Raw genomic sequence first — 21,380 nt, forward strand, 5'->3', positions numbered from 1 at the left:
TCATGAGGTCGTTAGCTGATTTCGAATTTAATAAAGCGCCATTGTGTGATGGGATGATCCTGGCGTCGGAGTCTATCCGTCTGGATTTTCCAACACAAACTGTCTATGACGAACTGGAACGTCTGGTCAGTCTGGCGCAAGAAGAAATTAGCCAGCTCCTGTCTCAGGATGAGCAACTGGAAAAACTGCTGGCACTTTTTTACGGCGAATGGGGGTTTACGGATACCCACGGCGTCTATCGTCTTTCTGATGCACTATGGCTCGACCAGGTTCTGAAAAATCGTCAGGGCAGTGCGGTGTCGTTGGGCGCGATCTTATTATGGATTGCCAACCGACTGGATCTGCCGCTGGTACCGGTGATTTTCCCGACACAACTCATCCTGCGCATTGAATCGCTTGATGGCGAAATGTGGCTAATCAATCCGTTCAATGGCGAAACGTTAAATGAACACACGCTGGAAGTGTGGCTGAAGGGGAACATCAGCCCGGTCGCGGAACTGTTTAATGAAGATCTGGATGAAGCGGATAACGCAGAAGTGATCCGCAAACTGCTCGACACGTTGAAATCATCGCTGATGGAAGAGCGGCAAATGGAACTGGCGCTGCGAGCCAGTGAAGCATTATTACAGTTTAATCCTGAAGACCCGTATGAAATACGCGATCGGGGATTGATATATGCGCAACTGGAGTGTGAACATGTTGCGCTGACAGATTTAAGTTATTTCGTTGAGCAGTGTCCGGAAGACCCGATCAGCGAAATGATTCGTGCGCAGATTAATACCATTTCGCACAAACAAATTGTATTGCATTGATTAATGACACTTTACCTACCGTTTAAGGCGATCCTATGAAACAAAAAGTGGTTAGCATTGGCGACATCAACGTGGCAAATGACCTGCCGTTCGTGCTGTTTGGCGGAATGAACGTGCTGGAATCCCGCGATCTGGCGATGCGCATTTGTGAGCACTACGTAACCGTTACTCAAAAACTGGGTATCCCTTACGTGTTTAAAGCCTCCTTTGATAAAGCCAACCGTTCTTCCATCCACTCTTACCGTGGACCGGGCCTTGAAGAAGGGATGAAAATCTTCCAGGAGCTGAAGCAAACTTTTGGCGTAAAAGTGATCACCGACGTTCACGAAGCCAGCCAGGCACAGCCTGTTGCTGACGTGGTGGATGTGATTCAACTGCCGGCATTCCTCGCTCGCCAGACCGATCTGGTGGAAGCGATGGCGAAAACCGGTGCCGTTATCAACGTGAAAAAACCGCAGTTCGTAAGTCCGGGTCAGATGGGTAATATCGTGGATAAATTCCATGAAGGCGGTAACGATAAGGTTATCCTGTGTGACCGTGGCGCGAACTTCGGCTATGACAACCTGGTTGTGGATATGCTGGGCTTTAGCGTGATGAAAAAGGTCTCTGGCAATTCGCCGGTGATTTTCGACGTCACCCATGCGCTGCAGTGCCGTGACCCGTTTGGCGCCGCAAGCGGCGGCCGTCGTGGTCAGGTGACTGAACTGGCGCGCGCGGGCATGGCGGTAGGTCTGGCAGGTCTGTTTATTGAAGCGCATCCGGATCCAGCCAATGCGAAATGCGATGGTCCATCCGCACTGCCGCTGGCGAAACTGGAACAGTTCCTCACGCAGATCAAAGCGATTGATGATCTGGTGAAAAGCTTCGACGAGCTCGATACTGAGAACTAAGACAGCTGAACAGGCCGGGGCGCTTGTCTCCGGCCTGTAATTACTGTCAGGCGCCAAACGCCCCATCAATTGTATGCATAGCTCCCGTCACAAACCCGGCCTCCGGACCAGCCAGCCAGGCAACCATTCCGGCCACTTCTTCTGGTCGACCGTGGCGTTTTAGCGCCATAAAGCTGTGCATCAGCTCTTTCAATGGACCTTCTGCTGGATTAGCGTCAGTATCAATGGGCCCCGGTTGCACTACGTTGACCGTAATGCCACGCGCGCCGAAATCACGGGCCAGCCCTCTTGCCAGGCCTTGCAGAGCAGATTTGCTTAACGCGTAGGAAGCCATACCGGCAATTGGCATACGATCGCCGTTAACTGAACCAATAATGATAATCCGCCCGCCGTCAGGCATTTGTCGTGCCGCTTCTACTGCCGCATACCAGGGGGCGTGGATATTAATGCGGAACAGGCGCTCAACGTCATCGGGATCCTGCTCCAGCGGGTCGCCGAACAGCACAATTCCTGCATTCACCACTAACACATCCAGCGGGCCGCTTTCCCGTACCCGGTTAATAACGGCATCGCGATCGGCGCTATCGGTTTGCGTCATGTGGGAACCTGTTTCTTCCGCAAGCGCTTTTGCAGCGTCTGCGGAGCCTGAATAGGTAAAGGTAACCGCTGCGCCATCTGCGGCGAAACGGCGCACAATAGCCGCGCCAATCCCCCGACTGCCGCCAAGAACCAGAACTGATTTGCCGTTAAATGGGGACATGAGATACTCCTTGAACAATTATGTAGTGATCGATATATAATGGGTGCATGGTTTTCTGTCAATGGATTTGTAATGAGCACTACAAAATGTTCGCGCGCCCCAGGCCGACCACGTAATTTTGATCCGGAACTGGCTGTTGCCAAAGTACAGCCCTTATTTCACGCGCATGGATACGACGCTGTGAGCGTAGCGGATGTTACGCAGGCCCTGAACATCAAACCCCCCAGTTTTTATGCCGCTTTTGGGAACAAAATCGGTCTTTATGAACGCGTGCTTGGTCGCTATGTACAAACCGATGCGATCCCGTTTGATGACATTTTGCGTTCTGACAGACCGGTTGCCGAAAGCCTTGCTGCGTTGCTTGAAGAGGCGGCGCGACGCTACGCCGCGGATCCGCATGCGCCTGGTTGTTTGGTTCTGGAGGGCACGCATAGCAACGATCCGCAGGCGCGGCAGGTGGCCCGGGCTTTCTACTCGGTTGCAGAACATAAAATTCATGACTTTATTGCACAGCGCCATCCCGAAGTGGCTGATAGCCTGACCGATTACATCAGTACCACGATGCTTGGTCTGTCGGGAAAAGCCCGTTGTGGGCATACGCTCGAACGTTTGCTATCCAGCGCACACATCGCCAGCCAGGCGTTGTTGCATCAGCTTTCCTGATTTTCATCACATGAAAAGGTAGATAAATATGATGGGTAAACTGGGACTTTGCTTTAATACTCCCCCTCCGGCTATGCGCAACGTAGCGTTGGCCGCAATTCTGATAGGAATTTCATTTCTGGCGCATTCTCAGGACAAGGCCGACGTTATTTTGTATAACGGCAAGTTGATTACCATGGATGAACAACAACCCAATGCGCAGGCGCTGGCGGTAAAAGGGCGGCATATTATTGCGGTGGGTAATAATGAAACGGTGAAAAAATGGTCCGGACCGAACACGAAGGAAATTAATCTTACGGGGCAAACCGTTATTCCGGGGTTAATTGATGCGCATCTGCATGGCATTCGGGGGGGAAGGACATTTTTATTTGAAACCTACTGGTTTGATACTAAAAACTTACCCGATGCGTTAAATAAACTGTCGCAATCTGCGGCAAAGAAAGACGCTGAGCAATGGGTGGCGGTGGCGGGTTCCTGGATACCTGAACAATTTGCTGAAAAGCGGGATCCGACGGTTCAGGAACTGAATCAGGCGCTGCCTCATCATCCTGCATATATACAAAGCCTTTATGACTATGCGCTGTTAAATCAAAAGGCTATCGAGACCCTAAAACTTAATAGTCCACAGCCGGATGTTCCGGCAGGTATCGTGATAGAACGCGATGATAAAGGGCTGGCAACGGGGAAATTGCGCGGGACCATTGGCAGTTTTAACCAGCTTTTCGCCCAGATTAGCCAGACTGGCGATGTGGAAAAGAACCTTAACGCCTTTGTACGTTATTTAAATAAACGCGGCGTGGTCGGGTTTATCGATCCTTCTGCCGGGCATGAGCAAGCTTATCGTGATTTCTTTAAACTTCAGCAGCAGCAACCTCTCAGGATACGCGTTGGATATCGTTTATCCGCACCGCCTGGTAATGAAACGGAATGGTTTAAACAACGCCTGGCGTTTCGCCCGGCAATGCATGATGACGGCAGAATAGCCTTTCTGGGCTTCGGTGAAAGCCTGGTGATGGCAATGAATGATGGCGTGCGGATGTCATCTGGGTTCACGTCCTCAGCAGAGTCCCAACAAGAACAATTAAAGGTGCTTCAGCTTGCCGCCAAAGAAGGTGTTGCCGTTGAAATACATGCTTATACCGATGACAGTGCGGATGCGATTTTAGATGTCATTAGCGAGGTGGCTAAATCGCATGATATTGCGCCGTTGCGCTGGTCTATTGCGCATCTTAATACCGGTACGCCCGAAACGATTGCCCGCATGAAGAAACTCGGTTTAGCCTACTCTGTCCAGATGGGGCCATATTTTGAATCTCCCGCCATTGAACGCGCAAATGGCAAAACGGTGGCGGCGCTATCATCGCCAGTGCAACCCGCGTTAGAGCAGGGGGTAATCGTTGCCGGCGGTACAGATGCGACGCGGATTGGCGTTGCGGGAGTGTGGCATGCCATTGAATATCATGTCACAGGTAAAGCGCTCGACGGCTCAGTACGCCATGACACCCGCCAGTTAAGTCGGGAAGATGCGTTAAAAATGTATACCCGAAATGCCGCCTGGCTGGCTTTTGCTGAACAGCAAAGAGGAAGTTTGCAAGCAGGTAAGCTCGCCGATTTTGCGGTGCTGAATCAAGATATTATGGCTATTGCGCCAGACAAGCTGCATCAAACGGAATCGTTATTAACGTTTGTCGATGGCCAACAGGTTTATCCGGAGCAATAAACGCGCTAAAAGAAAACGGCCCTGCAAAGGGCCGTGGATCCCGCCAAACTAGTTATCAGGCAAATATCGTCATCAGATAGGCGACAAATAGCGCCAGATGCGCGGCGCCGTTAAGCACATTGGTTCGTCCGGTGGAGAAAGAGATGTGGCACAGTACCAGCGACGAGACCATGACAATCATCTCTGGCGCGCCCAAAGCAAACACCAAATCATTTCCTGTTGCCCACGCTATCAGCGTCACTACCGGTACGGTGAGTGAAATAGTGGCTAATACTGAACCGAAGAACAAATTCATCGCCCGCTGTACCTGATTGTTCAGCACCGCTTTCAGCGCCCCCAGCCCTTCAGGCGAGAGGATCAACAGCGCCACCAGGAAACCGGTAAATGCCACGGGCGCATTGAGTTCAGTCAGCAAGGTTTCCAGTGGACTGGCGTTCATCTTGGTGACGGCGATAACGGCGATCAGGTGAATGATGAGCCAGGCGGCGTGCCATATATTGCTGTGCGCTGACGGCTTACCGTGATGCGGATCGTCGTCGTCACCCTCATCTTCATGCTCGTAAATGAACAGGCCCTGGTGCGTTTTTGTTTGAATCAACAAGAAGACGCCGTACATTGCCGCAGAAATGAGCGCCACCAGTAGCGCCTGCGCAGTAGTAAAATTGGCTCCCGGTAACGCCATTGGAAACACCAGCACAATAATGGCCAGTGGAAACAGGGCGATTAAATACTGCTTAATACCAAACAGGTTCATATACTGAGTGGCAAATTTGCGGCCGCCCAGCAGTAATGAAAAACCGACTAAACCGCCGGTGACGATCATAATGATCGAGTACAGCGTGTCGCGCATTAGCGTAGGCGCGGCATCGCCGGTCGCCATTAATGCGGAAATTAAACTGACTTCAAGAATAACAACTGACAGACTGAGGATCAGCGAGCCGTAGGGTTCGCCAAGTCGATGTGCTAATACGTCCGCATGACGGACAACGCTGAATGCGCTGCTTAATATACCAACAAGGGCCAGCGCATTAATACCGATGACCACTGGTAGTGACTGACTGCTCCCCCATAAGAACAGTACTACCAGCGCCAAAATCGGGAAGACGAGAGAGGTCTCCTTGTGGCGGGTTTTTACCGCCTCATGTAGTTGTGTCATTAAGTTAATTCTCCATCTCTGCAGGTATTTATAATTATAAAAGTATTTAAGAATGTAAAAAATAACAGAAAAAGCGGTTTTGCAGGTGACATTTTACGAAATTTTACCGCATCGCTTATTTTCCATCTCTAAGTGGCCAAAAACAAATGTCTTGTTTATAGAGTATTTAATTAACAGAAGGTTAGATGAGGTAGTAATTTAAAAATGTTCATTATTGGCGCATCGCAGCATTGTTAACCACACTTAAGGTTTAGTCCAAAAAGAGGAGTTCACAATGCCCTATAAATCGAAAAGCGATCTGCCTGACAGCGTACAGCATGTTCTGCCATCCCATGCTCAGGACATCTATAAAGAAGCCTTTAACAGCGCCTGGGAACAGTATAAAGATAAATCTGACCGTCGCGATGATGCCACTCGCGAAGAGACAGCGCACAAGGTGGCGTGGGCGGCGGTGAAAAATGATTATCAAAAAGGTGATGATGATAAATGGCATAAAAAGACGTAACGGTATCAATTATAATGCCTTTATAAACTAGCCTGAGTCATCCGTTAGCGAATCGTGCTACGCCGCGCCGTTACTGGCTTGCAAGCGAGCGGTGAATTGCCTATTGTCCAGCTATTGGTTTCAAAATGAGCAGTAAAAATGCCCGGAAGGCGTCAAAAAAGTTGTCGCAGGGAAGCTGCAGTGGCGGAGGTGTAAGGTGTTAACGCGTGATTTTTTATTGAATGCCGACTGTAAGACGGCGTTTGGCGCTATTGAAGAATCACTACTCTGGTCAGCGGAACAACGGGCAGCCTCACTGGCCGCCACGCTTGCTTGCCGACCAGATGATGGACCGGTGTGGATCTTCGGTTATGGATCGTTGATGTGGAACCCGGCCTTAGAATTTGAAGAGTCCTGTACCGGGACATTAGTCGGTTGGCACCGTGCATTTTGCCTGCGTCTGACGGCGGGGCGAGGAACGGCCTGTCAGCCGGGACGGATGCTGGCCCTGAAAGAGGGTGGACGCACTACCGGTGTGGCTTATCGCTTACCAGACGCATCGCTGGAGCAAGAGCTTTCTCTGCTGTGGAAGCGTGAAATGATCACCGGTTGCTACCTGCCGACCTGGTGTCAGTTGGCGCTGGATGACGGACGGACGGTGAACGCGCTGGTCTTTATTATGGATCCGCGCCATCCGTTGTTTGAGTCGGATACCCGCGCGCAGGTGATCGCGCCGCTTATCGCTACGGCCAGTGGACCTTTAGGCACTAATGCCCAGTATCTGTTCTCGCTGGAACAAGAACTGGTGAAGCTGGGAATGCAGGATGATTGTCTTAACGATTTGGTGATTACGGTCAAACGATTGTTGGGAGAGAACCTGCCGGAAGGGATTATACGACCAGGTTTTGCATAGCGTCGGCGGAATGTTGTGTGCCCGACAGCCAGGTGCTTATCGGGCATTTCACGATTACGCTGCAATAAAACTTATCGAATGCTCAAGCGACTGACTGTGGCTGTCGATCAGCACGTTCCAGACGCCGGTATAAGGTACGGTCAACCATGCGTTATCACGGTCCTGCACGCTTAAGATGTCGGACTGCGTGTCTTTGACGTGATTTTTCTCGCTCATCAGATGGATGTGACAGCGCTCGGAACAGCGCACAACCACCGTATCGCCACCAAATAACTTTAAACTCGCCTTCACTAATGCCATTTTTCACCCCGTTCTTGAAAACAACGTACTTTCTGTCGAAAGTGCTGCGTGATGTTGTTCACATTTCACTCATTGCATAACACCAAAGGGGGAGCAACAGGATGCTGATTTTGATCAAAAAATGGCATAACGATTAAACAAAAGTGACAAAATTCCTCAAGACGGTTGAAAGGGCGTGCTAACGTTCAACGAAACCGCGCCCATCTAAGATAAAATCCGGAAATTTCCGGCGCTTTCAGTGCGCATGCCTGTAAGGTGCTGTCAGAAGGTCAATACTTTATCTGCATCCAGCGTCCATTGTGCCAGTTCTGGCAGCGTGCCCACGGCGACGCCATCAATTAAAGGCAGGTCGGTGATCCCACGGCCATCAGTGCAGGTTTTGCACAGTTTTACCGGAACGTTTTGCGCTGTCAGGATCTCCAGCATTTGCTGAATATTGTATCCTTCCGCCGGTTTCTGACCGCGTAATCCCGCCGTAACCGCATCCGACATTAAAAACAGACGCAGATCGAGACCGGCTTCTTGTTCACGCAAGGCGATGGCCAGACGCAGGCTGTTAAATAACGATTCGCTTCCATAGGCCGCACCGTTCGCGACGATCACTATCTTTTGCATTTTGACTCCTGTTGTCGGATGGGAGGGATAATTCCTGGCGTGTATGGTACTCCCTGTACCAGATATCGAAAAGACAGCATGTGGCTACCCCTGATTATTCGGGTCAGAAAAGCCCGAAAACGGGGATAAAGGCTGCAATTAATTGCTGCAGACGTTATGGTTTAGGTTAAGTGTGCCTGATTAATTGATTTAAGAAATAACTAACGATTTGAGCCGTATTATTTATTTCCCTCTCGCCGTATTTGCACTCTTGCCACTGGCAGGGGGTACTGCCAGCGCACAATCCTCTTTTATTCACCAGGCTGAAAACCCATTCGATAACAATAGCGATGGCTTGCCCGATCTCGGTATGGCGCCGGAATCGCGGGCAGGCGAAAAGCATTTCGCCGAAATGGTGAAAGCATTCGGTGAAGCCAGTATGACCGATAACGGCCTTGATACCGGCGAGCAGGCGAAGCAGTTCGCGTTTGGTCAGGTACGTGATACGGTCAGCGAACAGGTGAATCAACAACTGGAATCCTGGCTCTCTCCCTGGGGAAATGCCAGCGTCGGGTTGCAGGTTGATAAAGAGGGCAGCTTTACCGGCAGCCGGGGAAGTTGGTTTATTCCGTGGCAGGACAATCAACGCTATCTTACCTGGAGCCAGTTAGGCTTAACGCAACAGGATGAGGGCTTAGTCAGCAATGCGGGAATTGGGCAGCGCTGGGTACATGACGGCTGGCTACTGGGTTACAACACGTTTTATGACAATCTGTTGGATGAAAATCTGCCCCGGGGCGGCTTAGGTGCAGAAGCGTGGGGCGAGTATTTACGTTTATCTGCTAACTACTACCAGCCGTTTTCCTCCTGGCAGAATCGTTCCACCACACAGGAACAACGGATGGCTCGCGGCTACGACCTGACCGCGCAAATGCGGATGCCGTTCTATCAACATCTCAATACCAGCGTCAGCGTTGAACAGTATTTTGGCGACCGGGTGGATCTGTTTCATTCAGGCACCGGGTATCACAATCCGGTAGCGGTGAACCTCGGGCTGAGCTATACGCCGGTGCCGCTGATTACGATGACTGCGCAGCATAAGCAGGGTGAAAATGGCGTCAGTCAGAATAACCTCGGATTAACGCTGAATTATCGTTTCGGCGTTCCGTTAAAAAAACAGCTGATGGTCAGCGAGGTGGCGAACAGCCGCTCGCTGCGCGGCAGTCGTTATGACGATCCGCAGCGGAATAGTTTGCCGACGCTGGAGTATCGCCAGCGTAAAACCCTGTCGGTATTTTTGGCTACGCCGCCCTGGGATCTCAAGCCGGGAGAAACGGTGGCGCTGAAGGTACAAGTGCGCAGCCTGCATGGGATTCGCCATCTTGCATGGCAGGGCGATACTCAGGCGCTGAGCTTAACCGCTGGCAGCAGTACCCGCAGCGCACAGGGTTGGACGATTATTATGCCGAAGTGGGACAGTAGAGAAGGGGCGACAAACCGCTGGCGGCTGTCGGTAGTGGTAGAGGATGAACTGGGCCAGCGTGTCTCTTCCAATGAGATCACGCTATCACTGACCGAACCGTTTATCAGCGTTTCGGCAAATGATCCTCGTTAACCATGATGCACGACTTCGTTATCAGAAAATGCGTTCCTGATGCACCCAAACCGCCGCTTCTACGCGTGATTTGAGCTTCATTTTCTTCAGCATATGCTTCACATGAACTTTAACCGTGCTTTCGGTGATGTCCAGACGGCGGGCAATCATCTTGTTGGGCAGGCCCTGGGCAATCAGTTTGAGAATATCGCGCTCGCGCGGCGTCAACTGGGTGACATCACGGTCAGACGTTGCGCGGTTGGCGCGCAGGCTGGCGGCCAGAACCGGCGTTAAGGCTTCGCTCAGTACCATTTCACCGGCGGCGGCCTGCTGTAATGCTTTCAGTAAATCTTCCGGCTCCATATCTTTCAGCAGGTAACCATCCGCGCCGCGTTTCAGTGCGGTAACGACATCTTCTTCATGATTGGATACGCTAAACACCACGATGCGGCCAGACAGGGACTTTTCACGCAGCTTGTCGAGGGTTTCCAGACCGTTCATGCCGGGCATGTTGAGATCAAGCAGGATCAGATCGGGATCAAGAGATTCAGCCAGCTCGATACCCTGTTCGCCATTGCTGGCTTCACCGACAACGGTGATATCCTGCGCCATGCTGACAAGCTGTTTTACACCGGTTCGCAGCATCGGATGATCGTCGATCAACAGGATGGTTGCCGGTTCCAGATTACTCATGGGTATCTCCTTGGACTTCTGTGAAGTTTGTTTCGGGAATAAAAGTGACAGTAACTTCAGTACCGCCTGTCTCACGACGGCGTACTCGGCAATCGCCGCGCAAGCTCTGCGCACGGTCGCGCATTATTATCATGCCGTAGTGGTTACTGCGTTCGGCGTTTTCCGGTACGCCGCAGCCGTTATCTTGTACTGTGAGTTTGATCTGTTTGCCATTTTGCACCACCGTCACGACGACTTCATCGGCATGGGAGTGCTTCAGGGCGTTGCTCAGGGCTTCACGAGCAATTTGTAATAAGTGAATCGCCTGATGCGATGGGACCAGGCGCGGCGGCAACTGATAGTCCAGCTTAACCGCAAAACCAAAGCGGGCGCTGTATTCCTGACAGCTGGCTTCCAGCGCGGGTCGCAATCCGGGTTCGGTGAGCTGTAAACGGAAGGTCGTTAACAGCTCACGCAGTTGCGCCCACGAGGCGTTCAGTTCATTACGAATCTGGCTAAGCAGTTCGCGGCTATTCTCGGGCAGCGCATCGCCCTGCATCTGCAAACAGCTAACCTGCATCTTCATACATGAAAGCGATTGTGCAATAGAATCATGGAGTTCGCGCGCAATGGTGGCACGCTCTTCCATCACGATCAACTGCTGCTGGCGCACCTGATGTCTGTCGAGCGCCAGCGTCGCGGTCAGTTGCTCAACCAGGGTATCGACCAGTTGTTGCTGATCGTGGCTGAGATGGCGTCCGTTCGGCAACGTAGCGAGCAGGATACCATACTGGGTATGCGCGTCGGCCAGCCGCCATTTCAGCGTGATACCACCGTCTATCGCGGGCAACGTACCGCGTGGGCACAGATGACATCCTTTCTCATCGCAACTGACATTGGACTGACAGGTAAATTCCTGATGATTATCTTCATCCTCCAGATCATAAACCCGCAGCTCAATATCATGTAGCAGGGTCAAATTCTGCAGGCCGTTCAGCACCGGAGAGAGGCGTTCACACAACGGCACCTGAGAATGCAGGCGTCGGTTGGCTTGCCACAGAAAAGAGAGGATCTGATTTTTATGCTCCAGCCCGGCCGTTTTCTCCTGCACCCGCTGTTCCAGTACCGCATAACTTTCAGCCAGCTCTTCCGACATATTATTCAGCGCCGAGCCCAGAGCCGCCATCTCATTACGCCCGCTGATATGCGCACGTTGGGTAAAATCACGTTGGCTGACGGCTCGCGCCATCGCCAATAGCTGTTTCCATGGTTCCAGCAGACGTACGCGTAGCCAGATAATGGTGAAGACCAGCAGTAAGGCCATAAATGCCGCCATCAGGCGATGTAGCAGGACGACGCGTTTAATGCGTAATTCGGTGGTATGGTCGAAGGCGGTAACCAGCTTATCCAGCCCAACGACAAAGCGCGTTACATCTTGCGCTACCGCATCAGGCGTTTGCGCGTGGGCAAGCCCTGGCGCCAGCTCAGTGTGCCAGTAATCCTGTAATGCTTTTAACTGCGCCTGTTGTCCATCGCGCTGTGCGGCTCGCGTTAACTCTGGACTAAACGCCGTTTTCTCCATTTCATCCAGTAGCGGTTGATCGTCGGCTTCCAGGGGTACCGCCGCCAGCAGACGATAACTCTGCATACGCAGCGAGCCGGCTTTGTTAATTGCATGGGCGCTACCCTGAACGCCCTGAACCAGCCAACCGGAGACAGCCATACCTGCCACGCCGATGGCAGTAGACAATAAAACAATCAGCGCCACCTGGTTGACCAGCGTAAGCGGGGAGAGACAACGTTTAAACATGGTGACTTGTTCCTTCGGGTCTTCGTAGAACAGAAACCCTTTTGAATAACGGTTCTGCTGCAGGCAGTGGCGTTATTCTCGGCGATACACTGGAGTATACCCATACCTCAAACGGGCTACCTCTTAATTGCCAGCCAAGGGGGAGGTCATGGGTCGGGGGGAGTAGAAGACGACAGAAGCGTGAAAAACCACATCTTTTTTACCGAAGTAATGTACTCATTTAGGGTGATGATAAATTTTAGGCATGAATAATGACACCTTTTCCTTTGATTTATATCAACTTACCTCCAGCTGTAAACCCTAAGGTTGCAGGCATCGAAACAAGTATCAGAGGTGTCTATGAGTCACTCATCTGCCCCGGAAAGGGCATCTGGAGCTGTAATTACAGAATGGCGGCCGGAAGATCCTGTCTTCTGGCAACAGCGTGGTCAACGAATCGCCAGCCGTAACCTGTGGATTTCCGTCCCTTGCTTACTGCTGGCGTTTTGCGTGTGGATGTTATTTAGCGCCGTGGCGGTGAACTTACCGAAAGTCGGCTTTAATTTCACCACGGAGCAATTGTTCATGTTGACGGCGTTGCCCTCGGTTTCCGGCGCGCTGCTGCGTGTGCCGTACTCCTTTATGGTTCCCCTGTTTGGTGGACGTCGCTGGACGGCATTCAGCACCGGTATCCTGATCGTCCCATGCGTATGGTTAGGTTTTGCGGTGCAGGATACCACCACGCCATTTAGTACCTTTATTATTATCTCCTTACTGTGCGGTTTTGCCGGTGCGAACTTTGCATCAAGCATGGCGAATATCAGCTTCTTCTTTCCAAAACAAAAGCAGGGCGGTGCGCTGGGTCTGAACGGTGGTCTGGGCAACATGGGCGTCAGTGTAATGCAGTTGGTTGCTCCGCTGGTGGTCTCACTGTCAATCTTCGCTGCATTTGGTAGCCAGGGCGTTGAGCAACCGGATGGCACGCAATTGTATCTGGCAAACGCCGCATGGATTTGGGTTCCGTTCCTCGCTGTGCTGACGCTGGCTGCATGGTTTGGTATGAACGAACTGGCAACCTCAAAAGCGTCATTGAAAGCGCAATTGCCGGTGCTAAAGCGCGGGCACCTGTGGATCATGAGCCTGTTGTATCTGGCAACCTTCGGTTCATTTATCGGCTTCTCAGCCGGTTTCGCGATGCTGTCAAAAACGCAGTTTCCTGAGGTACAGATCCTGCATTACGCCTTCTTTGGCCCGCTGATTGGCGCGCTGGCGCGCTCAGCTGGCGGTGCAATTTCTGACCGCCTGGGCGGAACTCGCGTGACGCTGGTGAACTTCGTGTTGATGGCTCTCTTCAGTGCCTTGCTGTTCCTGACGCTGCCAACCAATGGCGTAGGGGGCAACTTTACCGCTTTCTTCGCGGTGTTCCTGGCGCTGTTCCTGACGGCCGGTCTGGGCAGTGGTTCAACCTTCCAGATGATCTCCGTTATCTTCCGCAAGCTGACGATGGACAGAGTGAAAGCGGAAGGCGGGTCAGAAGAGAAGGCGATGCGTGAAGCGGCAACCGACACTGCGGCTGCGCTCGGTTTTATCTCTGCCATTGGCGCGATTGGCGGCTTCTTTATCCCCAAAGCATTTGGTACTTCCCTGGCGTTAACGGGCTCACCTGTTGATGCGATGAAAGTCTTTGTGATCTTCTATGTCGCCTGCGTGGTTATCACCTGGGCGGTGTACGGACGTCATTCTAAAAAGTAAAAAAGTGGTATACACAAAATCATTCGAATTGCGTCAAGGCGGCAAGTGAGAAATCCCCAGGAGCTTACTGTAGTAAGTGACTGGGGAGAACGAGCGCAGCCAACGCAGAGGCAGTTTGAAGGATGAAGTGTAGGTTGATTATCCATTGCGCGGCGTTAGACCGCGCTTTTTTTTGCCTGCTATTAGTTACAACATACTCTTGTGTTGTGACATGACAACATTCTGTGAGAACGGTGCTCGCAATATGCCTGGCAGGGGGGATACCCCTTAATACCCACTTATAAAGAATTTAACATTTGCATGATAAGTGGATTTGAAAAAGTTATTTAAATTCAATGCGTTAATTAATTCACTGATATCCCACTTAGGGGGTATGTGAAAAACGCCCCTCATTTTTCATCCCTGTCTGCCTTGATCGTTATCAATTCTCACGCCCTTTCAGAGCGTTACCTTCGCTGGCAAATAAGCAATGTCGATTTATCAGAGAGCCGTCAGGCTCCTACAGGAGAAAACCGATGAGTAAATTCCTGGACCGGTTTCGCTACTTCAAGCAGAAGGGCGAAACCTTTGCCGATGGGCACGGCCAGCTTCTCAATACCAACAGGGACTGGGAGGACGGATATCGCCAGCGTTGGCAGCATGACAAAGTCGTGCGTTCAACCCACGGCGTAAACTGCACCGGTTCATGCAGCTGGAAAATCTATGTGAAAAATGGTCTGGTGACCTGGGAAACCCAGCAAACTGACTACCCACGCACCCGTCCAGATATGCCAAACCACGAGCCTCGCGGCTGCCCGCGTGGTGCGAGCTATTCCTGGTATCTCTACAGCGCTAACCGTCTGAAATACCCGCTGATGCGCAAACGTCTGATGAAGATGTGGCGTGAAGCCAAAAAACTGCACAGCGATCCGGTAGATGCCTGGGCATCCATTATCGAAGACGCCGACAAAGCAAAAAGCTTCAAACAAGCGCGTGGTCGTGGCGGCTTCGTTCGCTCCTCCTGGCAGGAAGTCAATGAACTGATTGCCGCTTCTAACGTGTACACCATCAAAACCTATGGTCCTGACCGCGTCGCAGGCTTCTCGCCAATCCCGGCGATGTCGATGGTTTCTTACGCATCCGGCGCACGCTATATGTCGCTGATTGGCGGTACCTGCCTGAGCTTCTATGACTGGTACTGCGACCTGCCGCCGGCTTCTCCGCAAACCTGGGGCGAACAGACCGACGTCCCTGAATCCGCTGACTGGTACAACTCCAGCTACATTCTTGCATGGGGTTCTAACGTCCCGCAGACCCGTACTCCGGATGCGCACTTCTTTACTGAAGTTCGCTATAAAGGCACCAAAACGGTAGCGATTACGCCGGACTACGCAGAAATCGCCAAACTGTGCGACTTGTGGCTGGCGCCGAAGCAGGGCACCGATGCGGCGATGGCAATGGCGATGGGCCACGTCATGTTGCGCGAGTTCCACCTCGATAACCCGAGCCAGTACTTCACCGACTACGTTCGTCGTTATACTGACATGCCAATGCTGGTGATGCTCGAAGAGCGCGACGGCTATTATGCTGCTGGTCGTATGCTGCGTGCAGCGGATCTGGTTGACTCTCTGGGCCAGGAAAATAACCCGGAATGGAAAACCGTCGCTATCAACAGCAACGGTGAAATGGTTGCGCCAAACGGTTCAATTGGTTTCCGTTGGGGCGAAAAGGGTAAATGGAACCTCGAGCAGCGCGACGGTACATCGGGCGATGAAACCGAACTGCAACTCAGTCTGCTCGGTAGCCAGGATGACATCGCTGAAGTCGGCTTCCCCTATTTTGGCGGCGAAGGTACCGAACACTTCAATAAAGTTGAACTGGAAAACATTCTGCTGCACAAATTGCCGGTTAAACGTCTGCAACTGGCCGACGGTTCTACCGCGCTGGTGACGACCGTTTACGATCTGACCATGGCCAACTACGGTCTGGAACGCGGTCTGAACGATGAAAACTGTGCAACCAGCTACGATGACCTGAAAGCGTATACGCCGGCATGGGCAGAGAAAATTACCGGTGTATCGCGCGCTCAAATCGTGCGCATCGCCCGCGAATTTGCGGATAACGCCGATAAAACGCACGGTCGTTCGATGATTATCGTCGGTGCAGGTCTGAACCACTGGTACCACCTCGATATGAACTATCGCGGCCTGATCAATATGCTGGTGTTCTGCGGCTGTATCGGCCAGAGCGGCGGTGGTTGGGCCCACTATGTCGGGCAGGAAAAACTGCGCCCGCAAACCGGCTGGCAGCCGCTGGCGTTTGCACTGGACTGGCAGCGTCCGCCTCGTCATATGAACAGCACCTCTTACTTCTATAACCACTCCAGCCAATGGCGCTATGAGACGGTTACCGCACAGGAATTGCTGTCCCCGATGGCAGACAAATCCCGTTATAGCGGTCATTTGATTGACTTCAACGTTCGCGCTGAACGAATGGGGTGGTTACCGTCTGCACCGCAGTTAGGGACTAACCCGCTGCGTATCGCTGAAGAAGCGCAGAAAGCCGGCATGACGCCGGTGGATTACACCGTTAACGCCCTGAAAGACGGTTCTCTTCGCTTTGCGGCGGAACAGCCGGAAAACGGCAAAAACCATCCGCGGAACCTGTTTATCTGGCGTTCCAACCTGCTCGGATCTTCCGGTAAGGGCCACGAGTACATGCTGAAGTACCTGCTGGGCACTGAACACGGTATTCAGGGGAAAGATCTCGGCCAGCAGAGCGGCGTGAAGCCAGAAGAAGTGGAATGGCAGGACAACGGACTGGACGGCAAGCTGGATCTGGTGGTGACGCTGGACTTCCGTCTGTCGAGTACCTGTCTGTATTCCGATATCGTGCTGCCGACCGCAACCTGGTATGAAAAAGACGATATGAATACCTCGGATATGCATCCGTTTATTCATCCGTTGTCTGCCGCCGTTGACCCGGCCTGGGAATCGAAGAGCGACTGGGAGATCTATAAAGCCATCGCGAAGAAATTCTCTGAAGTGTGCGTGGGCCACCTCGGTAAAGAAACCGACGTTGTTACGCTGCCGATTCAGCACGACTCCGCCGCTGAGCTGGCGCAGCCACTGGACGTGAAGGACTGGAAAAAAGGTGAGTGCGACCTGATTCCTGGCGTTACCGCGCCGCACATCATGACCGTAGAGCGTGATTATCCGGCAACCTATGAACGCTTTACCTCCATCGGCCCGCTGATGGAAAAAATCGGTAACGGCGGGAAAGGGATTGCCTGGAATACCCAGAGCGAAATGGATCTGCTGCGTAAGCTCAACTACACCAAGGCTGAAGGCCCGGCGAAAGGCCAGCCCTGGCTTAATACCGCCATTGATGCCGCCGAGATGATCCTCACCCTGGCGCCGGAAACTAACGGTCAGGTAGCCGTTAAAGCCTGGGCTGCGCTGAGTGAATTTACCGGTCGTGACCATACGCATCTGGCGCTAAATAAAGAAGACGAAAAAATTCGTTTCCGCGATATACAGGCGCAGCCGCGCAAAATTATCTCCAGCCCGACATGGTCAGGCCTGGAAGATGAACATGTGTCTTATAACGCCGGTTATACCAACGTTCATGAGCTGATCCCATGGCGTACGCTGTCTGGTCGCCAGCAGTTGTATCAGGATCACCAGTGGATGCGTGATTTCGGTGAAAGCCTGCTGGTTTACCGTCCGCCAATCGATACCCGTTCAGTGAAAGCGGTGATCGGCGAGAAGTCTAACGGTAACCCGGAAAAAGCGCTCAACTTCCTGACACCGCACCAGAAATGGGGTATCCACTCCACCTACAGCGACAACCTGCTGATGCTGACGTTGTCACGCGGTGGTCCGATCGTCTGGATGAGTGAAACGGATGCGAAAGACCTGGGTATCGAAGATAACGACTGGATCGAGGTCTTCAACAGCAACGGTGCATTAACTGCCCGCGCTGTTGTCAGCCAGCGTGTGCCAGCCGGGATGACCATGATGTACCACGCGCAGGAACGTATCGTTAACCTGCCGGGTTCAGAAATCACCCAGCAGCGCGGCGGGATCCACAACTCGGTGACCCGTATTACGCCGAAACCGACCCACATGATCGGCGGCTATGCACAGTTAGCCTACGGCTTTAACTACTACGGCACCGTCGGTTCAAACCGCGATGAGTTCGTCGTTGTACGTAAGATGAAGAACATTAACTGGTTGGATGGCGAAGGCAATGACCAGGTACAGGAGAGCGTAAAATGAAAATTCGTTCACAAGTCGGCATGGTGCTGAATCTTGATAAGTGCATCGGCTGCCACACCTGTTCAGTGACCTGTAAAAACGTCTGGACCAGCCGTGAAGGTATGGAGTACGCCTGGTTCAATAACGTGGAAAGTAAGCCTGGCGTCGGTTTCCCCAATGACTGGGAAAATCAGGAAAAATGGAAGGGCGGCTGGATCCGTAAAATCAACGGTAAACTGCAACCGCGCATGGGTAACCGTGCGCTGCTGCTGGGTAAAATCTTTGCTAACCCGCATCTACCGGGTATGGATGACTACTACGAGCCGTTTGATTTCGACTATCAGAATCTGCACACCGCGCCGGAAGGCAGCAAAGCGCAGCCGATTGCCCGTCCGCGCTCGTTGATTACCGGTCAGCGGATGGACAAAATCATCAGCGGTCCGAACTGGGAAGAAATTCTGGGCGGCGAATTCGAAAAACGCGCCAAGGACCAGAACTTCGAAAACATGCAGAAGGCGATGTACGGCCAGTTCGAAAACACCTTCATGATGTACCTGCCACGCCTGTGCGAGCACTGCCTTAACCCGGCGTGTGTGGCGACCTGCCCGAGTGGTGCTATCTACAAGCGTGAAGAAGATGGCATCGTGCTGATCGACCAGGACAAGTGCCGCGGCTGGCGTATGTGCATCACCGGCTGCCCGTACAAGAAGATTTACTTCAACTGGAAGAGCGGGAAGTCCGAGAAGTGCATTTTCTGCTACCCGCGTATCGAAGCGGGTCAACCGACCGTTTGCTCCGAAACCTGTGTTGGCCGTATCCGTTATCTCGGCGTACTGCTGTATGACGCAGATGCGATCGAAAGCGCGGCCAGCACTGAGCACGAAAAAGATCTGTACCAGCGTCAACTGGACGTGTTCCTCGATCCGAACGATCCGGCTGTCATTGAACAGGCGCTAAAAGATGGTATTCCACTGAGCGTCATCGATGCTGCACAACAGTCTCCGGTTTACAAAATGGCGATGGACTGGAAGCTGGCGCTGCCGCTGCATCCGGAATACCGCACGCTGCCGATGGTCTGGTACGTGCCGCCTTTGTCACCGATTCAATCTGCCGCCGATGCGGGCGAGCTTGGCAGCAACGGCATTCTGCCGGATGTAGACAGTCTGCGTATCCCGGTTCAGTACCTGGCGAACCTGTTGACCGCTGGCGACACTCAGCCGGTACTGTTGGCGCTGAAACGTATGCTGGCAATGCGTCACTACAAACGTGCGGAAACTGTTGACGGAAAAGTTGATACCCGTGCGCTGGAAGAGGTGGGATTAAGCGAAGCGCAGGCACAGGAAATGTATCGTTACCTGGCGATTGCTAATTACGAAGATCGTTTCGTGGTGCCAAGCAGCCATCGTGAACTGGCGCGTGAGGCATTCCCGGAGAAAAGCGGTTGTGGCTTTACCTTCGGCGATGGTTGCCACGGTTCTGATACCAAATTCAATCTGTTCAACAGCCGCCGCATCGACGCTGTTGATGTGACCAGCAAAACGGAGCCGCACCAATGATTGAACTCGTCATTGTTTCGCGTCTGCTCGAGTACCCGGATGCTGCCTTATGGCAGCATCAGCAGGAGCTTTTCGATGCACTCGCGTCATCTGAGAACCTGGATAAAGAGGATGCCCAGACCCTGGGCGTTTTCCTGCGCGATTTAACCGCGCAGGACATGCTGGATGTACAGGCCGCCTACAGCGAACTGTTTGACCGGGGCCGCGCCACATCGCTGCTGCTGTTTGAACATGTTCACGGGGAGTCCCGCGATCGCGGTCAGGCGATGGTTGACCTGATGGCACAGTATGAGCAGCACGGTTTACAGCTCGACAGCCGTGAACTTCCCGATCATCTGCCGCTGTATCTGGAATACCTTGCGCAGTTGCCGAAAAGCGAAGCGTTAGGTGGTTTACAGGATATCGCGCCGATTCTGGCTTTGCTCAGCGCTCGCTTGCAACAGCGTGACAGCCGTTATGCGGTGCTGTTTGATCTGCTGCTAAAACTGGCGAATACCGTTATCGACAGCGACAAAGTGGCTGAAAAAATTGCGGATGAAGCGCGTGATGATACACCACAAGCGCTTGATGCGGTCTGGGAAGAAGAGCAGGTGAAATTCTTCGCCGATCAGGGGTGTGGTGAGTCGGAAATCTCCGCTCACCAGCGTCGTTTTGCCGGGGCCGTTGCGCCGCAGTATCTGAATATCACCACCGGAGGACAGCAATAATGCACTTCCTGAATACGTTCTTCTTTGACATCTATCCGTACATCGCGGGTTCTGTCTTTCTGATCGGTAGTTGGCTGCGTTATGACTACGGGCAATATACCTGGCGCGCGGCGTCCAGTCAGATGCTGGATCGCAAAGGGATGAACCTAGCGTCAAACCTGTTTCATATCGGGATCCTGGGCATTTTTGCCGGGCACTTTCTGGGCATGTTGACGCCGCACTGGATGTACGAAGCGTGGCTACCGCTGGAAGTGAAACAAAAGATGGCTATGTTTGCGGGCGGCGCCTCAGGCGTGATGTGTCTGGTCGGCGGCGTGTTGCTGCTGAAACGTCGTCTGTTCAGCCCACGCGTGCGGGCCACCACCACTGGTGCGGATATTCTGGTGCTGTCCATCCTGGTTATCCAGTGTGCCCTTGGCCTGCTGACCATTCCGTTCTCCGCTCAGCATATGGACGGTAGCGAGATGATGAAACTGGTGAACTGGGCGCAAACTGTGGTGACCTTCCACGGCGGCGCGTCTGAATATCTGGATGGCGTGGCGTTTATCTTCCGTATGCACTTGGTGCTGGGTATGACGCTGTTCCTGCTGTTCCCGTTCTCGCGTCTGGTGCACATCTGGAGCGTTCCGGTCGAGTATCTGACCCGCAAATACCAGATTGTACGCGCGCGTCACTAATCGGTTATCTGTGTAAGATAAAACCCTGCTCCGGCGGGGTTTTTTTATGCCTGTGTGCCGGATGGCGGCGTAACCGCCTTATCCGGCCTACGCAGACGTCAAC

18 protein-coding genes are annotated in these 21,380 nt (G+C 52.7%); 12 read left to right on the forward strand and 6 right to left on the reverse strand.

Annotated features, from left to right (window positions below; all coding sequences use genetic code 11):
• Nucleotides 1-2 precede the first annotated feature (2 nt).
• On the forward strand, nt 3-812 hold the full coding sequence (gene sirB1, locus AC534G_RS11455) for an invasion regulator SirB1 (protein ID WP_006684256.1): 810 nt from the start codon (nt 3-5) through the stop codon (nt 810-812).
• Nucleotides 813-847: 35 nt separating this feature from the next.
• The gene (gene kdsA, locus AC534G_RS11460) at nt 848-1,702 is read left to right on the forward strand and encodes a 3-deoxy-8-phosphooctulonate synthase (protein ID WP_038641145.1); all 855 of its coding nucleotides are present in this window, start codon (nt 848-850) and stop codon (nt 1,700-1,702) included.
• A gap of 46 nt (nt 1,703-1,748) precedes the next feature.
• On the opposite strand, the gene bdcA is transcribed toward kdsA, so the two are convergent.
• On the reverse strand, nt 1,749-2,462 hold the full coding sequence (gene bdcA / locus AC534G_RS11465) for an SDR family oxidoreductase (protein WP_110497915.1): 714 nt from the start codon (nt 2,460-2,462) through the stop codon (nt 1,749-1,751).
• A gap of 72 nt (nt 2,463-2,534) precedes the next feature.
• Between bdcA and AC534G_RS11470 the strand changes: the two genes are divergently transcribed.
• A complete protein-coding gene (locus AC534G_RS11470) occupies nt 2,535-3,125 on the forward strand; it encodes a TetR/AcrR family transcriptional regulator (protein WP_110497917.1) in 591 nt (196 codons plus the stop codon).
• Nucleotides 3,126-3,153: 28 nt separating this feature from the next.
• Entirely contained in the window at nt 3,154-4,845 is a 1,692-nt protein-coding gene (locus AC534G_RS11475) for an amidohydrolase (protein WP_110497919.1), read from the forward strand.
• A 55-nt stretch (nt 4,846-4,900) separates the two neighbouring features.
• On the opposite strand, the gene chaA is transcribed toward AC534G_RS11475, so the two are convergent.
• Entirely contained in the window at nt 4,901-6,001 is a 1,101-nt protein-coding gene (chaA, locus tag AC534G_RS11480) for a sodium-potassium/proton antiporter ChaA (protein ID WP_496594548.1), read from the reverse strand.
• A gap of 274 nt (nt 6,002-6,275) precedes the next feature.
• On the opposite strand from chaA, the gene chaB reads away from it, so the two are divergent.
• Nucleotides 6,276-6,506, forward strand: a complete 231-nt coding sequence (chaB, locus tag AC534G_RS11485) for a putative cation transport regulator ChaB (protein WP_038641135.1) — start codon at nt 6,276-6,278, stop codon at nt 6,504-6,506.
• A gap of 196 nt (nt 6,507-6,702) precedes the next feature.
• On the forward strand, nt 6,703-7,398 hold the full coding sequence (locus AC534G_RS11490) for a gamma-glutamylcyclotransferase (protein ID WP_069324657.1): 696 nt from the start codon (nt 6,703-6,705) through the stop codon (nt 7,396-7,398).
• A gap of 54 nt (nt 7,399-7,452) precedes the next feature.
• Here AC534G_RS11490 and AC534G_RS11495 read toward each other — a convergent pair whose 3' ends face one another.
• Complete coding sequence (locus AC534G_RS11495; RefSeq protein WP_038641131.1) at nt 7,453-7,698, reverse strand: DUF1883 domain-containing protein; 246 nt, start codon at nt 7,696-7,698, stop codon at nt 7,453-7,455.
• Between the two features lie 261 nt (nt 7,699-7,959).
• The gene (locus tag AC534G_RS11500; protein WP_069324656.1) at nt 7,960-8,313 is read right to left on the reverse strand and encodes a DsrE/DsrF/TusD sulfur relay family protein; all 354 of its coding nucleotides are present in this window, start codon (nt 8,311-8,313) and stop codon (nt 7,960-7,962) included.
• Nucleotides 8,314-8,521: 208 nt separating this feature from the next.
• Between AC534G_RS11500 and AC534G_RS11505 the strand changes: the two genes are divergently transcribed.
• A complete protein-coding gene (locus AC534G_RS11505; RefSeq protein ID WP_051594520.1) occupies nt 8,522-9,907 on the forward strand; it encodes a YchO/YchP family invasin in 1,386 nt (461 codons plus the stop codon).
• A gap of 21 nt (nt 9,908-9,928) precedes the next feature.
• On the opposite strand, the gene narL is transcribed toward AC534G_RS11505, so the two are convergent.
• Both narL and narX read right to left on the reverse strand, forming a co-directional pair.
• Nucleotides 9,929-10,579, reverse strand: a complete 651-nt coding sequence (gene narL, locus AC534G_RS11510; RefSeq protein WP_038641125.1) for a two-component system response regulator NarL — start codon at nt 10,577-10,579, stop codon at nt 9,929-9,931.
• A complete protein-coding gene (gene narX / locus AC534G_RS11515; RefSeq protein ID WP_496594549.1) occupies nt 10,572-12,368 on the reverse strand; it encodes a nitrate/nitrite two-component system sensor histidine kinase NarX in 1,797 nt (598 codons plus the stop codon). Before narX ends, narL begins: the two co-directional genes overlap by 8 nt.
• Nucleotides 12,369-12,707: 339 nt before the next feature.
• Between narX and AC534G_RS11520 the strand changes: the two genes are divergently transcribed.
• The 5 genes from AC534G_RS11520 (at nt 12,708) to narI (ending at nt 21,277) form a co-directional block, all read left to right on the forward strand.
• Nucleotides 12,708-14,099, forward strand: coding sequence for a NarK family nitrate/nitrite MFS transporter (locus AC534G_RS11520; RefSeq protein ID WP_038641122.1), 1,392 nt, complete (start codon nt 12,708-12,710; stop codon nt 14,097-14,099).
• Nucleotides 14,100-14,614: 515 nt separating this feature from the next.
• Nucleotides 14,615-18,358: a nitrate reductase subunit alpha gene (locus tag AC534G_RS11525; protein WP_137347843.1), complete on the forward strand. Its 3,744-nt coding sequence runs from the start codon at nt 14,615-14,617 to the stop codon at nt 18,356-18,358.
• A complete protein-coding gene (gene narH / locus AC534G_RS11530) occupies nt 18,355-19,893 on the forward strand; it encodes a nitrate reductase subunit beta (protein ID WP_110497925.1) in 1,539 nt (512 codons plus the stop codon). The genes AC534G_RS11525 and narH overlap by 4 nt, the downstream gene beginning before the upstream one ends.
• Nucleotides 19,890-20,600 carry a nitrate reductase molybdenum cofactor assembly chaperone gene (narJ, locus tag AC534G_RS11535; protein WP_087856119.1) on the forward strand — a complete coding sequence of 237 codons (711 nt, stop codon included), beginning with the start codon at nt 19,890-19,892 and terminating at the stop codon, nt 20,598-20,600. Before narH ends, narJ begins: the two co-directional genes overlap by 4 nt.
• The gene (gene narI, locus AC534G_RS11540; protein WP_038641116.1) at nt 20,600-21,277 is read left to right on the forward strand and encodes a respiratory nitrate reductase subunit gamma; all 678 of its coding nucleotides are present in this window, start codon (nt 20,600-20,602) and stop codon (nt 21,275-21,277) included. Before narJ ends, narI begins: the two co-directional genes overlap by 1 nt.
• Nucleotides 21,278-21,380 lie beyond the last annotated feature (103 nt).

It is taken from the genome of Citrobacter sp. CRE-46 (assembly GCF_059615875.1).

Bases quoted from the DNA above. Each gene is read 5' to 3' on its own strand.
- narX (WP_496594549.1), bottom strand. From the start codon at position 12,368: ATGTTTAAACGTTGTCTCTCCCCGCTTACGCTGGTCAACCAGGTGGCG.
- AC534G_RS11470 (WP_110497917.1), top strand. From the start codon at position 2,535: ATGAGCACTACAAAATGTTCGCGCGCCCCAGGCCGACCACGTAATTTT.
- chaB (WP_038641135.1), top strand. From the start codon at position 6,276: ATGCCCTATAAATCGAAAAGCGATCTGCCTGACAGCGTACAGCATGTT.
- AC534G_RS11495 (WP_038641131.1), bottom strand. From the start codon at position 7,698: ATGGCATTAGTGAAGGCGAGTTTAAAGTTATTTGGTGGCGATACGGTG.
- narI (WP_038641116.1), top strand. From the start codon at position 20,600: ATGCACTTCCTGAATACGTTCTTCTTTGACATCTATCCGTACATCGCG.
- AC534G_RS11525 (WP_137347843.1), top strand. From the start codon at position 14,615: ATGAGTAAATTCCTGGACCGGTTTCGCTACTTCAAGCAGAAGGGCGAA.
- bdcA (WP_110497915.1), bottom strand. From the start codon at position 2,462: ATGTCCCCATTTAACGGCAAATCAGTTCTGGTTCTTGGCGGCAGTCGG.
- AC534G_RS11520 (WP_038641122.1), top strand. From the start codon at position 12,708: ATGAGTCACTCATCTGCCCCGGAAAGGGCATCTGGAGCTGTAATTACA.
- AC534G_RS11475 (WP_110497919.1), top strand. From the start codon at position 3,154: ATGATGGGTAAACTGGGACTTTGCTTTAATACTCCCCCTCCGGCTATG.
- narJ (WP_087856119.1), top strand. From the start codon at position 19,890: ATGATTGAACTCGTCATTGTTTCGCGTCTGCTCGAGTACCCGGATGCT.
- AC534G_RS11500 (WP_069324656.1), bottom strand. From the start codon at position 8,313: ATGCAAAAGATAGTGATCGTCGCGAACGGTGCGGCCTATGGAAGCGAA.
- chaA (WP_496594548.1), bottom strand. From the start codon at position 6,001: ATGACACAACTACATGAGGCGGTAAAAACCCGCCACAAGGAGACCTCT.
- sirB1 (WP_006684256.1), top strand. From the start codon at position 3: ATGAGGTCGTTAGCTGATTTCGAATTTAATAAAGCGCCATTGTGTGAT.
- kdsA (WP_038641145.1), top strand. From the start codon at position 848: ATGAAACAAAAAGTGGTTAGCATTGGCGACATCAACGTGGCAAATGAC.
- narL (WP_038641125.1), bottom strand. From the start codon at position 10,579: ATGAGTAATCTGGAACCGGCAACCATCCTGTTGATCGACGATCATCCG.
- narH (WP_110497925.1), top strand. From the start codon at position 18,355: ATGAAAATTCGTTCACAAGTCGGCATGGTGCTGAATCTTGATAAGTGC.